A 13826-nucleotide genomic window follows, 5' to 3' on the forward strand; every position below is an offset into this window, starting at 1 on the left:
GGTGGCGCCCCGCCCCAACCCCCCCGCCCGCCCCCCCGGGGGGCGGCGGGGGGCCCCCCCCCCGGCCGGCGTGTTCAGTTGTGCGTCAGTGGCACTTCTGGCCCGGTGCGCACGGCGAGCAGTTCAGCGCATCGCGTTCCCACAGCGGCCAGTCGATGGCGAACCCGTGCTGCTCGATCACAGCCGCCGTGCGCAGCACGGTGCCGTCGAACCTGCGGTCGATCTCCGGGATGTGGTCGAGGAACCGGCCCTCGCCCATGTACCTCTCGCAGAACGCGCGATAGTTCCCGGTGTCGAGAATGAGCGCGTGCACACCCTCGTCGACCAGTTCGCCGCACCCGATCTCCATGCCGGGCTCGATGTCCCAGACCTCGAACGCGGTGATCAGGTAGCCCACGGCCTGGCCGAGCACACGCTCGGCCATGACGCGGTCCCACATCCGCTTGTCACGGAGCATCAGGGTGATGGTGCGCACCCACAGGTCGTACCCGAGGAGTTCTCTCGGGTCGCGCACCTGCACGTCGGTCACGATCATGACGTATCGCCTCCCATATGTGGGCGGGTACGAACTGCCGAACCAAGCGCCCGCGACGCGGTGCGCCGTCATGCGGTGGTTCTGTCCAGCCGCGGCCATTGAGGGCGGCTCGTGTGGCTGGACGATCTGGCGACGAGGTGGGGCGTGTGCTCGCGGGGTTTGGGCCGTCCACGACGACCCGGACGGCGACGGGGTTTCGGGGTCGCCACTCGGACCGACGCAAGCCGAGACCACGACCGTGGTGTCGCCTTCCGTCTTGGCCACCTGGCCAGGATGTTCCCGTATCCGCGATCGGCTCGACCCCGCGCCGGTAATCTCACAGTGAGATGGATTCTTTGACGCCGGGGGCGGCCATGGCCATCGAACTTCCCGAATGGGCTTGGCAGAAGCCGCAGGCCCGCTTGGCACTCCGGGCCCGCGACATCGGCGCCGTGTTCCGCCTCGCCCAGCAATACGGCGGATGCAGCCAGGGCCGGATCGCCGCCGCGGTCGACATGACGCAAAGCCGCGTGAACGAGATCATCAACGGCCGCCGGTCGGTCAGGGAACTCGAGGTGTTCGAGCGCGTCGCGGACGGTTTGACGATGCCGGACGACGCCCGCCACCTGCTCGGCCTCGCGTCGAACTCCCGTGTCCGGTCCGGAGGCCAGGCCTTGGACCTCGCGGCGTTACCGGAAGTCGTACGCGTCTATTCGGCGCAGGCGGCCGCAGCTGCCGATATCCAACGGCAGACCCGACAGGCCGCCGAGGTGGACGTACTCGCGGTCCGCGGACTCGGCTTGATCGGCCTCAACGACTCATTGCTGCGCGGGTGCCTGGTGCGCGACGACGGGCCGCCGCCACGGGTGCGGGTAGTGCTACTCGACCCGGACTGCAATGCGGTCGCCGTCCGGGCCCAGGAGATCGGCGAGTCGCCGACCAGCCTGTCTGCCGGCATCCGCCTCGCGGAGGCCCGCCTTCGAGAACTGTCGGACGTGTGCGACATCGAGGTGTACTGGTACCGGACGATCCCTACGTGGCGGCTCGTGCGCGTCGACGAGACGGTATACGTGTCAGCGTTCGATGCCGGGTGGGAGGGCCACGAGTCGGCAACGTACAAGGTGATGGAGACTCCATACGGGCCGCTGTACCGGGGGTTCCGGCGTATGTTCGACGCGCTTGTCGGCGACGCCGTCGCACGGTCCGACGCGGGAGGAACCCAGTGATCGAAGCCGAACTCAAGGCGCGGGTGCGAGACCCGGAGGACGTCATGTCCCGGCTTGAGGGTCACGGCCCCGGGCGTGCCGAGGTCTACCAGGACACGTACTTCGACGACGCGTCGGGCACCCTCATGCGGGAGGACCGCGAGCTGCGCGTGCGCACTGTCCACGGGGCCGACGGCACCCGCAGCGTCCTCACCTACAAGGGCGCTCGACTGGATGCCTCGGGCTCGAAGCCCGAGCACGAGACCGCCGTCGACGACCCGGACTCCATGCGGGCCGTCCTCCTCGGTCTCGGCTACGTCGTCGCGATCTCCTTCGAGAAGCGCTGCCGGAACTACGTCTTCGACGCCTCCGGCCGGCGGATGCTGGCGACGCTTGTACGGGTGAAGGAGCTGGACGAGACTTTCGTCGAGGTCGAGACGCTCGTCGGCCACGAAGCGGAGCTGAGCGGCGCGCTCGACGATGTCCGCACCGTCTTGGCTGACCTCGGGATCGCTGAGCACGACTTGACGAGTGAGCTCTACACCGACGCTGTCCAGGCTCGCCGCGTCGGCAGGGCGACGCGGTAAGCGATCAGCCACTGGATCCTGAACCGGTCAGCCCGAGGCGTCCGGTTCGTCTGCGTCGGATCCCGGACGCGGCTCGTCGGCATCGTCGTGGACGTTTGCGCCGCACCACTCGCACGTCGCGGTCGCGGGTCGCTCGCGGAACTTGCCGCACTCGGGGCACACCCGGTCGAGCCAGCAGACCGGGTCGCCGCCGTGGTCGTCGTCCATGGCACCCATACGACCATGGTGCGGCACGGCCTCCGGCCTGGGGCTTCCGTCCGAGGCTGCCTGCCCGCATGATGCGCGGATGTCGCACTTTGCCGTTGTCGACGCGGGCCGGGTGAGTGTCCCCGAGCCGGATCCGCTGATCGCCCCGCTCCTGTACGACGGGATCCTCCCGGTCGCCGCGGTACGCGACGTGGACCCCGGTACGGCGCCGCCCGAGATCCGCACGGTTTCGGGGCTCATGGTGTTCGTCTCCGCGGTTCAGCGCGCCGAATTGGAACGCTGGTGTGCCGACGAGGGCATTGCCGTACGCCGACGACCCGACGTCTGGGGCGACCTCCTTGAGCCTTACCTCGACACCGAGTTCACCGACCGCATGCGCGAAATCACCGACGAGCGCCTGAGCGCGCGCGGACTCGGTCCGGAGGAAGTCGCCGACATCCGCGAGCGCGTGGCACCGCTCATGATCATCTTCAATGACTTCCTCTGGGACGAGTACCACCTCGGCCTCTGCGACCTGCTGGATGCGCTCGGCGGCGACGTCATCCCCGAAGCCTGGGCAGACGGGCGCTCCCTCGACGTAGCGGCGGCGCGGGTCAGGCTCATGGCGGGCTTCCCCGACCACGCCGCCTTTGTGGCCTGGGCGATGCGCATCGCCGACCTTGGCTATGCCGCCAACGCGACGGGCGCTGCATTGCCGCCGCCCCGCTGAAGCCCTACTGGTCAGAAGGGTGGATCGTCCGTGTAACCGCTCTTCCCCGGCCGCCACGGGTCGTCGAGGGTGCACCCATTCCCGGCGCGCTTCCGGGCGCGATGCAGCGCGACGGCTTCCCGCGGGCGTCCGGTCAGGATGAGCAACCGGGCCAAATAGACGTCGTCATAGTCGGTTTCGGCAGCCTCTTCGAGCAAGGCGACGGCCTCATCGACCCGGCCGGCAGCCTCAAGCACGCGGGCGATGCCGCCGGTTCGGCCGTACTCCTCTTCGGACCGCGCCTGCGCGGCCGCGAGGGCTTCCTCGTGGCGGCCGGCTTCGGAAAGCAACCACGGGCGGGTGCCGCCCGTGGCCGTGGCCAGAGCGGGATTGGCATCGGCGGCGTCGAGTACGTCGAGGGCCAGGTCGACGCGCTCGGCGTCGACCAACAGCTCCAGCAGGCCCAAGAGCATGCAGGGACAGGACGCCTTCTCCACCACGGGTTTGGCTTCCTCGACGGCTTCGGCCAAGCGGCCGAGTTCGGCCAGTTGCATCACGAGCCGGGTCCCGGTCCAGGTGGCGTTCCGTGCAGCGGACGCGCGGAGGAAGGCGACTGCTTCGTCGGCACGATCCAGGACCACGAGCCTGTCCACCAGAGCCGGGGTCGCGGCGTCCGCGTAGCGGTCGGCCAGTGCGTACAACTCCTCGAAGCGGTCGTGGCGGGCCAGCAGCCATGCCAACTCCCGTACGTTGTCCGCGCTGTCGGTCGCGGCGACGTGCGCGCGGAGCAACGCGGTCGCCTCGTCGGTACGCCCCGCACGGTCGAGTACCCGGGCCAGCATGATCGCTGCGTTTCGCGGCTCGCCGGTGCGCAGTCTCTGATCGGCCAAAGGTTCAAGGAGCGCGATCACTTCGGCATCACGACGTCCCGCATCAGTCGCCTCGACCAAGGCCTCCAGCAGGAGCGAGTCGTGCACATGCGGGCGCAACTCCGCTATTGCCTCGTCCACGCGCCCCACAGAGGCGAGTAGGCGTGCCGTCTCGCCTCGGGCAAAGCGCTGGTGCCCACCGACATAGCCGCGCAGCAGTTCCAGCGCGTCGTCGGTTCGCCGCCACTCCTGGAGCAGGGTCGCGGCTTCCCTGACCGCGTCCCACCAACCCGTCTCGACGTACGGAGCGAGGAGTTCCCATGCCTGCTCCCGCTGTCCCCGGTCGGCCAGTTCACGGACCGACCGCTGCGCGCAGAACCAGTCACCGGCCCGCGCGGCCTCGACAAGCGTGTCCAGATGACCGTGCTCGACCAGCAGGTCCACGGTGATCGGCGGGACACCGGTGTACAGCTGCGACTGTCTCTCGAGATCTTCAGCATTCACCGCCCGGACGGTAGGCACCCGCACCGACATTGGAGGAAGGCCGGCGCGATCGAGGCCCGGCAGGCAGACCCGCCAGGACCGGCCTAAGGACAGCCAGGTCCGCTGCCCGCACCTGCGGTGATCAGGTCGGCGAGAGCTCCGACGGCCTGCTCCGGGGTCGTCCTGCCGCGGTTCAGTTCCGTGGCGATCGCCTCCGCGGCGCCCAGGATGCCGAGGCAGCGCAGGCGGAGTGCCTCGGGGGCGAGACCGGAGTACGGGGCCAGGGCGGTGCCCATCACCTCGGCATAGGCGTCCAACATCTCCTGTTGCAGCGACGCGACTTCGGGGTCGCCCTTCAGCGCCGCCGACACCGCGGTGAACTCCGGTACGTCGGTGGCGCACGCGAAGTACGCGGTGCTCAGCACGCGGGCGATGGCCTCGGCGTTCGCGGGGGCGGCCTTCAGCGCCTCGTCCAAGGCCTGCCGGTGGCGTTCGTCGAGGCGCCGGTAGAGCGCGAGCAGCAGCCCCGGGCGAGTGCCGAAGTGGTCGTACGCGATCGGCCTGCTCACCCCGGCCGCCTCGGCGAGCGTGACCAGTGTCAGCGCGTCCGCACCCTGGGCGCGGACGATTCCCAGGGCGGCGTCGAGCAGTTGCTCGCGCCGGGCGGCCTTGGTCAGCCGGGTCGGCGATGTGGTCATGCCCCTCCTTGCGTTCCCCCGAGTCTACCTACACGATGTAACCTACGAAATGTAGGTTACAAAATGTAGGTACGCCGCGAGCAGAGGAGCCACGATGGGGAACATCAAGCCGGTACTGATCCTCGGCGGTTCGGGACAAGCAGGTTCGGCGACGGCAGCCCTCCTGCGCCGGTGGCACCCGGATCTGCCATTGGCCATCGCAGGCCGCGACCTCGGCCGTGCCCAGCGGGCGGCCCGCGAACTCGGTGCATCGACCGCCCTCACCGTCGACATACAGCGCAGCGACCTCGGACTCCCCGCGGACAGCGGCGGCTACTCCGCCGTGGTCGCCGCGCTCTGGGACGGTCGGCTCAGCGGCCTGCGCTACGCGCAGGACCACGGGCTGCCCTATCTCAGCGTTTCCAGCGGTCTCGTCGACATCGCCACGGAGGTCGTCGCCGGTGCGCAACGCCCGGGCGCCGCACCGGTCCTGCTGGCCAGTCACTTCTGTGCGGGCACCGTGGTGCTCGCGGCGCTGCACTGCGCCCGGGACTTCGGCCGCGTCGACCGCATACGCATCGGTGCCATCCTGGACGAAACCGACACCGGCGGCCCTGCGGGCGTGGCGGATCTGGAGCGTTGGTCCACGGCCACCACGGCCGGTCTCGTACGCCGTGACGGAGTCTTCACCTGGGTCGCCGGTGCCGATGCGGAGACGGAGATCGCCTCCCTCGACGGCACCGTCCTGCCCGCGGCGCAGATCGCGGTCCTCGACGTCCCCAGCGTGGCGCTCGCGACGGGTGCGCCGGACGTCCGCTGCGACTTCGCGGTCGGCGAGTCCGCAGGCCGGCGCCGCGGCGGTGCGGCGTCGGTCGAGATCAGGATCGAGATCGACGGTGCCGACCACTCGGGAGAACCGCTGTCGGTACGCCGCTGCCTCGTCCACGACGCGGGCCAGCGGCCCCTGACCGCGCTCGGCATGGCGCTCGGCGTCGAGCGCTTGCTGGGTCTGCGCGGGGACGCCGCCGCACCGGGCGTCCACACCCCCGAGTCGCTGATCGATCCGGCTTATGCGGCCGAGCGGTTGGCGGAGATCGGCGCGGTCTTCGCCGACGCCTCGGCTGTGCACTGATCCTCGGCTGTGCACTGATCCACGAGTGCACTGATCCACGCCTGGCCATCGGGACCACCGGGCCTCGCCTCCGGCTGCGCCTCTTGCGCGGCCGGAGGCAAGTGCGCCTGTCTCGGCCGTCGAACCCCGTCGGCCGCGCTGCCCTACGCGGGACGGATCGGCGTGCTGCTCTGCCCCTGCGCGCGGCCGGACAACTCCGCGTCCAGGGTCTCCTGGGCGACGCGCATGGATTCGGCGTAGGCCGGCTCCTGCAGCCGCTGCCACATCTGGTCCTCGGGGACGTCCTCGACGTGGCAGGTCACCCACCAGATGTTGCCGAAGGGGTCCTTCACGCGGCCGCCGCGCTGGCCGAAGGCGCTGTCCGAGAGCGCCGTGACGACCTGGGCGCCCGCGGCGACCGCCCGAGCGAACGTGTCGTCCGCGTCGGCCACGAACACCCGCAGCAGGCTCGGCAGCGCGGGCCAGTCCGCGCGGCGGTCGAACGCCAGGACGACGGTGTCGCCGACGCGGATCTCGCCGTGCCCGATCCCGCCGTCCTCGGTCTGCACTCGCGCGATCTCCTCGCCGTCGAACACCGCGGCGACGAAGTCGAGGAAAGCCCCGGTGTCGTCGGTGACCACCCACGGCGCCACGCTGGTGTAGCCCGCCGGTACGGCACTGCTCTGGTCGGCCATGGCATTCCTTCCGTCGGTCCTTGCTGCCGACGACGACGTTAGGCGGGATATAGGCAAGGTCTGTTCCTACTCATGAACGACTCGCCGTCAATGTCATGCCGCGGCGGCGTTGCCGAGGAGGACCTTCAGGAGTTCGTCCGGGGCATCCCGCATGACGTTGTGGCCGGAGTCGACCGCGCGAGCACGCCACGCGGGGTCCGCGGCGAGGCGTTCGTACGTCACCTTGAAGGGGGACTCCGTCGGCCAACCCGTCGCGTACACGTAGTCCTTCTGCCCGAACCGGTCGAGTGTGCCGGTCAGCCGGATCGCCTGCATGAGGGACGGCAGCGGGTGCGGGGTCGCCCGCGGGTCGAAGAAGTCGAGCGGGGCGCTGGTGTAGCCGTCCTCGCCGACGCCGTTCAGGTACCACTCGCGCTCGTTGTCGGTGACCAACGACCAGACGGAGTCGCCGTTTTCGGGCACAGTGGCGTCCACGTAGACGAGGCCGGCGACGCGGTCGGGCAGGCGGTCCGCAGCTCCGGTGATGACCATGCCGCCGTAGCTGTGCCCGACCAGGATCGCGTCGCTGATGTCCTCGTCTTCCAGCAGGTTCACGACGTCCGCGATGTGGGTGTCGAGGTTGATGCCCGCGTGCAAGAGGTGCTTGCGGGCGCCGATGCCGGTCAAGGTCACCGGGTACGCCTCGTGCCCTTCCGCGCGCAGACTGCGGGCGAGCGGCTCGAAGGTCCACGCGCCGTGCCAGGCGCCGGGGATCAGGACGAAGGTGGCCATGGGACTCACTCCTTGCGTGAACTACCGGTGATCGCGGACGACTTGCGGGCCGCGGCCTATTCCGGGCGGGACTCCGGGCGGTCCAGAATGCGCAGCCAGGAGCCGTCCGGCTGCTGCCGGGCGACCTGGACCCGGGTGCCCGTGTCGTCGGCGGACTTCGTCGAGGTCAGCGCCAGGTCGCCGTACCGGACCGTGGGAAGCGGCTCCTCGACGGTGAAGGTCACGTCGCTGTGGTCGAGCATCCGGGCCATGACGGCGCGGATCGCCGCGCGCCCGACCGTCGAACTGCCGGGCGGGAACGCGAGGACGGCGTCCGGGGCGTAGAGCGCGGCGATGCCGTCCAGGTCACGGGCGTTGGCACGGGCCACGAACAGCCGGGCGATGTCCTCGGGGGTCCGGGCGGTCTCGTGCGGCACGGGCAGGGTCTCGTGGATCTCGGTCATGGCGTGCTCCTCTCTCTTCTCTCGCTGTCCAGCCTGCGCCCGCCGTGATCAGAAGTCCAAGAGATGGTCGATCTGAGAACTAGAATCAGCAGTTATGGAACTCCGGCAGCTCATGTACTTCGTGGCGGTGGCCGAGGAGCGGAACTTCACCCGGGCCGCCGACCGCGTGCACGTCTCCCAGCCGGGCGTCAGCGCCCAGATCCGGCAGCTCGAACGGGAGCTGGGGGAGGAGCTGTTCGACCGGTCCGGGCGTACGGTCCGGCTGACCGAGGCCGGCGAGGCGGTCCTCCCGTACGCCCGCGCCGCCCTCGCCGCGGTCGATGGCGCGCGCCGGGCGGTGGACGAGCTGACCGGGCTGCTCCGCGGGCACGTGGCCGTCGGCATGGTGACCTCGCACAATGTCGATCTCCCGGCGCTGCTGGCCGAGTTCCATGCCGCGCACCCTGCCGTGGAGATCACCCTGGGCGAGGCGGACAGCGACGCCCTGCTGGACGGGCTGCGGAGCGGCCGCTACGACGCGGCGATCGTGAGCGTCGGCGCCGGGAGCCCGGCAGGGCTCGGCATGCAGGTCGTGGAGGACCAAGCCCTGGTGGCCGCGGTCGCGTCCGGCCACGAACTCGCCGTCCACGACGCGATTTCGCTCGACTCCCTGCGCGACCGGCCGCTGATCAGCCTGCCGCGCGGCACCGGGATGCGGGCCCGGTTGGACGAAGCGTGCACGGCGAACGGCTTCAGCCCGAAGATCGCCTTCGAGGCCGGAACTCCCGAAGTCCTGGCCGAACTTGCCGCGCGCGGACTCGGGGTCGCGATCCTCCCGGAAGGCTTCGCCGCGGCCCGCGCCGACCGGCTGAAGTCCGTGCGAATCGGCCGGCCTGCGCTGCGCGGCCGACTGGTGTTCGCGTGGCGTGCCGAGGGACCGCAGGGGCCGGCCGGGCGGGCGTTCGTCGGCCATGTGCGTGCCGCCCTGCGGGCCGGCAAGCGGCCGCGGTCGTAGCGCCGCGGAATCCTGCGGCCGACGTCACCGCCGCATCGTGGGCGTCAGCCGAACGCGGACTGCACGTACACCGTGCGCGGCGCCTGGTACTCGACGATGGTGATCAGCTGCCCCACCTCGAAGCTCTCGCCGGGCGTGACCGGGTACGCGAGGAACGCCTCCGAGCCGCCGCGCACCATGACCATGACCTCGCCGACCAGTCCGGGCCCGACCCGCCCGGTGACCTTGCCCCGCAACCCGACCATGCGCCCATTGTGCGGCCCGCTCCGCATCCGGGGCAGCGGGATCCCCCTCTGGTCGCGGGGGCCGACCGTATGCCAGGGTGTATGTCGACAGATACACGCGGGAGCTCGGGGCACCGGGCTGAGAGGGCGCTGAGGCCGCGCCGACCGCAGAACCTGACCGGGTAATGCCGGCGTAGGGAGCTCTCGATGTCGACGCAGCACGCGTCCCAGCCTGCCCAGGGCAAGGTCACCACCGGTGCCATCTCTGCGGCCCACCACAAGCAGTACCTGCCCGGATCGCGCGATGACCTGCGCGTTCCGGTCCGTACCGTGCATCTCTCCGACGACTCGACGGTGCGCTTGTACGACACGTCCGGTCCGTACACCGACCCCGCCTACGAGGTCGACGTGCGGCGCGGACTCCCCTCGATCCGGGACGCCTGGATCGACGAGCGCGGCGACACCGAGCGTTACGACGGGCGCATCGCGGCGCTCGGCGCGCTGCCCGGCACCGGCATCGTCCGCCCGCGCCGCGCCAAGCCGGGGAAGGCCGTCACGCAGCTCGCCTACGCCCGCCGCGGCGAGGTCACCGCGGAGATGGAGTACGTGGCGATCCGCGAAGGCCTGCCGGTCGAGGCGGTCCGCGAGGCCATCGCGTCCGGCAAGGCGGTCCTGCCCGCCAACGTGAACCACCCGGAGATCGAGCCGATGATCATCGGCAAGGACTTCCTGGTAAAGGTCAACGCCAACATCGGCAACTCCGCGGTCACGTCCTCGATCGAGGAGGAGACCGACAAGCTGGTGTGGGCGATCCGCTGGGGCGCCGACACGGTCATGGACCTGTCCACCGGCGACGACATCCACACCACGCGCGAGTGGATCGTGCGCAACTCGCCGGTCCCGATCGGGACCGTGCCGCTGTACCAGGCCCTGGAGAAGGTCAACGGCAAGGCCGAGGACCTGACCTGGGAGCTGTACCGCGACACCGTCATCGAGCAGGCCGAGCAGGGCGTCGACTACATGACCGTGCACGCGGGCGTGCTGCTGCGCTACGTGCCGCTCACCGCACGCCGCAAGACCGGCATCGTCTCGCGCGGCGGTTCGATCATGGCGGCCTGGTGCCTGGCCCATCACGAGGAGAACTTCCTCTACACGCACTTCCGCGAACTCACCGAGATCCTGCGGGAGTACGACATCACCTACTCGCTCGGCGACGGCCTGCGCCCGGGCAGCACGTACGACGCCAACGACGAGGCGCAGTTCGCCGAGCTCACCACGCTCGGCGAACTCGGCCGGATCGCCCGCGAGATGGACGTCCAGGTCATGATCGAGGGCCCCGGCCACGTGCCGATGCACAAGATCAAGGAGAACATCGACCTCCAGCAGGAGATCTGCGACGAGGCGCCGTTCTACACGCTCGGCCCGCTGACCACCGACATCGCGCCCGGCTACGACCACATCACCTCGGCCATCGGCGCCGCGATGATCGGCATGTGGGGCACCGCGATGCTCTGCTACGTCACGCCCAAGGAGCACCTGGGGCTGCCGAACCGGGACGACGTCAAGGCCGGCGTCATCGCGTACAAGATCGCCGCACACGCCGCGGACCTGGCCAAGGGCCACCCGACCGCGCACGAGTGGGACGACGCGCTCTCCGATGCGCGCTTCGAGTTCCGCTGGGAGGACCAGTTCGACCTGGCCCTCGACCCGGACACCGCACGGGCGTTCCACGACGAGACGCTGCCCGCGGCGCCCGCCAAGACCGCGCACTTCTGCTCGATGTGCGGTCCGAAATTCTGCTCGATGAAGATCAGCCGGAACATCGCCGAGCGCTTCGGCGGCGACGAACCGGAGGCGTCCGAGGCGGAGATCGCCGAAGGCATGATGAAGAAGTCGGCCGAGTTCGCCGCCGCGGGCGGGCGCGTCTACCTGCCCCTCGCGGACTGACGCGCGCCGCCTGGCCGCACCTGACCCGCAGCACGTGAGCCGCCGCCCCGGACGCACCCGGGGCGGCACTCCGCTGCCCGGCCTCCGGCGGCCGCGCCGCTCTTTCCCCGCACCCGGCACGCCCTCCACGGGGGTGAGGACATGCCGGACGCCGGCGCACAGCCCGACCGGAATCACGAAGCGGCGGCCCGGCCCCATTCGGGACCGGACCGCCGCTTCGTGCCTGTTCGCCGGACGAATTGCCGCCCTACTGGATCGCTGCTCCGGAGTTATCCGGTGACGACGATCTGGGTCTTGCCGGTGGCTGCCGTCCAGGTGATGTAGCCGTGCTCGAAGTCGGCACGCCGGCCGCCCGGGATGCCGTACTCCCCGCGCGTCGGGTAGCCGAGCGGACCGGAGTTCCAACCTTGCGAGGCCCAGGCCTGGCCGATGCCGCCGTAGATCTCGACGGCGCCGGTGGTGGCGGTCCAGAAGATGGAGCCGCGCTCGAAGACGACGTAGCGCCCCCGCTTATCGCCAGTGACCATCTCGTCGGTCAGCGGGAACCCGAGACCTGCGGGCCCGCCGAGCTCAAGCCAACGCGCCTTGATACCGCCGTGCAGCTCGTGCGGACCGGACGCGGCCGACCAGTAGATCGAGCCGCGCTCGAAGTGACTGACCCGCCCGTTGCCGATCGCCTGCTCCCCGGTGGTCGGGTAGCCGAGGAACCCGCGTTCCCCGCCGAGCTCCCACCACTTGTTGAGAATGCCGCCGTGGATCTCCTGGGCGCCCGTCTTCGGCGTCCAGTAAAAGCGGACCTTCTCGAACACCTGGTAGCGGCCGATGCCGTCAGGTGCCGCGAGTTCGTCGGTCGTGGCAGCGCCGTACCACCGCGCTCCGGCACTCCAGGCCGAGGCAATGGCATCGCGAACGGCGTGCGGCCGCCAGTTGCTCGGGCCCCACGTGAGGATGCCCTTCTCGAACGTCTGCTTGCGGCCCCTGCCATCGCCGATGTCGGATTCATCGTCCTTGGGGTAGCCGAGGCCGGCGATTCCGCCCGAATCCCGCCACGACTGTCCGATGGCACCGAACAACAGGTGTGCCCCGCTTGTCGGGCTCCAGGCAAGGACTCCGCCACTGAAGTCCTGTACGTAGCCGTGTTGTGCCGAGCCGACCGGATTTTCCCGGGGGTAGCCGAGCCATCCTGATACGCCACCCAACTGCGCCACGCGCACCCAAATCGGCGCAGGGACGAAGGAGGCACCGCTTGCCGACGACCATACGAGTGCCGAACCGTCAGTCAGTGGTACGGACTTGCCAACGCCGTCAGGCAGGTTCGCGGTGACGCCCGCGGGACTCGGGAAGTTGCTGTTTGCCCGCTTCAGCTGCTCGAAGAGATCCAGGAGCGGACCGCACAGCTGATGTCCGTTGATGGTGCTGCAGGCCGCCCACGGGTCGATGGGGCTCGCTGGGACGGTGAAGGTGTACGAACCCTTGGTCTTGTTGCCGGCACGGTCCTGGGCCTGGACATTCAAGACATGCGTACCGGCTTGGTGGGGGTGCCACTGTATGTCGAGACGCCCCGAGGCATCTGCGAACAGACGGCAGTCGGAGCCCGGCGTAGGAGGAGAGTCGAATTGGTACTCGTAGCAGTAGATGTCCTCGCTGCCCGGATCGGGGGTCACATGGAAGATGCCCGTCTGGGAGACGCCCTTGCGCGGGATGCCGCCGTCCGAAGGCCAGTCCTCGGACGAGACGGTGAAGGTCGGCGTCGTGCTGTCCACGCTGAAAGGGCAACCGGTGGCGACAGCCGAGGGCTCACCTCCGACGCGGGTCTGGACGGTCCAGCTGTACGTATGGCCGTCCTGCAGCGTCAGTACCTGGAAGCTGACGGCCGACGTGCTGAAGTACGTGGAGTCAGTGGTGTACTCGGTCCAGGGTGACCCCGGAGCAGTGAGGTCCTGAAGACGCAGGGTGGACTCGAAGCTGCGATTCAGATCGCGGGGCGCGATCTTCGCGGTGAGTCGTACGGCGGTCTTGTTGATCCAGCCGCAATTCGGCCCTGTCCCATTGCGAGGCGTCGGGCTGATCGTCAAATCGTAGGGCGCATCCAACTGCTGCGGCTCTGTATCGGCGGCCGCGGGTGTAGCGGACAACAGCCCGCCGACCAGTGCCAATCCGGCAAGGCCGGTCGCCACGATGGACTTGCCGAATCTTTGGTGCGTGCGTCGGATACGCACCCCCACGCTTGCCTCCAGAAGTGTTTGAGTTTCCGCGTCTTCGCGCGGCGGTGCACACTATCGGGTGGTGCGGACAGGCGGTTGGGCACCCGGCCTTACCCCACTCGAATCATCCGAAGTTGGTCGGAGTTGTGCAGACTGAACGGGCATTTGAGGCGGCGGCCCGGCCCCTCTCAGGATCGGACCGCCGCT

The 13826-nt window shown here is 69.7% G+C and carries 15 protein-coding genes; 6 read left to right on the forward strand and 9 right to left on the reverse strand.

All coding sequences use genetic code 11. The features are described 5' to 3' along the window. Positions 1–85: 85 nt before the first annotated feature. Positions 86–535, reverse strand: coding sequence for a glycine-rich domain-containing protein (locus LZ495_RS04655; protein WP_235050620.1), 450 nt, complete (start codon positions 533–535; stop codon positions 86–88). A 431-nt stretch (positions 536–966) separates the two neighbouring features. On the opposite strand from LZ495_RS04655, the gene LZ495_RS04660 reads away from it, so the two are divergent. Both LZ495_RS04660 and LZ495_RS04665 read left to right on the forward strand, forming a co-directional pair. Next, positions 967–1740 (forward strand): helix-turn-helix domain-containing protein, encoded by a 774-nt coding sequence (locus LZ495_RS04660; RefSeq protein ID WP_235050621.1) that lies wholly within the window; start codon positions 967–969, stop codon positions 1738–1740. Continuing rightward, positions 1737–2306, forward strand: coding sequence for a class IV adenylate cyclase (locus tag LZ495_RS04665; RefSeq protein WP_235050622.1), 570 nt, complete (start codon positions 1737–1739; stop codon positions 2304–2306). The genes LZ495_RS04660 and LZ495_RS04665 overlap by 4 nt, the downstream gene beginning before the upstream one ends. 27 nt (positions 2307–2333) lie before the next feature. Here the strand turns inward: LZ495_RS04665 and LZ495_RS04670 are convergent, their stop codons facing one another. Beyond that, complete coding sequence (locus LZ495_RS04670) at positions 2334–2522, reverse strand: hypothetical protein (RefSeq protein ID WP_235050623.1); 189 nt, start codon at positions 2520–2522, stop codon at positions 2334–2336. A gap of 70 nt (positions 2523–2592) precedes the next feature. Here LZ495_RS04670 and LZ495_RS04675 point away from each other — a divergent pair, with 70 nt between their 5' ends. Further along, complete coding sequence (locus LZ495_RS04675; protein WP_235050624.1) at positions 2593–3222, forward strand: hypothetical protein; 630 nt, start codon at positions 2593–2595, stop codon at positions 3220–3222. A gap of 11 nt (positions 3223–3233) precedes the next feature. Here the strand turns inward: LZ495_RS04675 and LZ495_RS04680 are convergent, their stop codons facing one another. Together LZ495_RS04680 and LZ495_RS04685 are read right to left on the reverse strand one after the other, a co-directional pair. Continuing rightward, on the reverse strand, positions 3234–4604 hold the full coding sequence (locus LZ495_RS04680) for a tetratricopeptide repeat protein (RefSeq protein ID WP_235050625.1): 1371 nt from the start codon (positions 4602–4604) through the stop codon (positions 3234–3236). 53 nt (positions 4605–4657) lie between these two features. Further along, entirely contained in the window at positions 4658–5251 is a 594-nt protein-coding gene (locus tag LZ495_RS04685) for a TetR/AcrR family transcriptional regulator (protein ID WP_235050626.1), read from the reverse strand. A gap of 94 nt (positions 5252–5345) precedes the next feature. On the opposite strand from LZ495_RS04685, the gene LZ495_RS04690 reads away from it, so the two are divergent. Next, positions 5346–6362, forward strand: coding sequence for a saccharopine dehydrogenase (locus tag LZ495_RS04690; protein WP_235050627.1), 1017 nt, complete (start codon positions 5346–5348; stop codon positions 6360–6362). Positions 6363–6505: 143 nt separating this feature from the next. On the opposite strand, the gene LZ495_RS04695 is transcribed toward LZ495_RS04690, so the two are convergent. The 3 genes from LZ495_RS04695 to LZ495_RS04705 form a co-directional block, all read right to left on the reverse strand. Further along, complete coding sequence (locus LZ495_RS04695) at positions 6506–7036, reverse strand: VOC family protein (RefSeq protein ID WP_235050628.1); 531 nt, start codon at positions 7034–7036, stop codon at positions 6506–6508. Positions 7037–7129: 93 nt separating this feature from the next. Beyond that, positions 7130–7807 carry an alpha/beta fold hydrolase gene (locus LZ495_RS04700; protein WP_235050629.1) on the reverse strand — a complete coding sequence of 226 codons (678 nt, stop codon included), beginning with the start codon at positions 7805–7807 and terminating at the stop codon, positions 7130–7132. Between the two features lie 56 nt (positions 7808–7863). Then, the gene (locus LZ495_RS04705; protein ID WP_235050630.1) at positions 7864–8250 is read right to left on the reverse strand and encodes a YybH family protein; all 387 of its coding nucleotides are present in this window, start codon (positions 8248–8250) and stop codon (positions 7864–7866) included. Between the two features lie 94 nt (positions 8251–8344). Between LZ495_RS04705 and LZ495_RS04710 the strand changes: the two genes are divergently transcribed. Beyond that, complete coding sequence (locus LZ495_RS04710; RefSeq protein WP_235050631.1) at positions 8345–9244, forward strand: LysR family transcriptional regulator; 900 nt, start codon at positions 8345–8347, stop codon at positions 9242–9244. Between the two features lie 44 nt (positions 9245–9288). On the opposite strand, the gene LZ495_RS04715 is transcribed toward LZ495_RS04710, so the two are convergent. Next, entirely contained in the window at positions 9289–9489 is a 201-nt protein-coding gene (locus LZ495_RS04715) for an NfeD C-terminal domain-containing protein (protein ID WP_235050632.1), read from the reverse strand. Positions 9490–9675: 186 nt separating this feature from the next. Here LZ495_RS04715 and thiC point away from each other — a divergent pair, with 186 nt between their 5' ends. Next, the gene (gene thiC, locus LZ495_RS04720; RefSeq protein WP_235050633.1) at positions 9676–11415 is read left to right on the forward strand and encodes a phosphomethylpyrimidine synthase ThiC; all 1740 of its coding nucleotides are present in this window, start codon (positions 9676–9678) and stop codon (positions 11413–11415) included. A gap of 269 nt (positions 11416–11684) precedes the next feature. On the opposite strand, the gene LZ495_RS44660 is transcribed toward thiC, so the two are convergent. Beyond that, positions 11685–13640, reverse strand: a complete 1956-nt coding sequence (locus LZ495_RS44660; protein WP_235050634.1) for an LGFP repeat-containing protein — start codon at positions 13638–13640, stop codon at positions 11685–11687. Between the last annotated feature and the right edge of the window lie 186 nt (positions 13641–13826).

The sequence above is a fragment of the Yinghuangia soli genome, from assembly GCF_021502675.1.
GTDB classification, from domain to species: Bacteria; Actinomycetota; Actinomycetes; order Streptomycetales; family Streptomycetaceae; genus Yinghuangia; species Yinghuangia soli.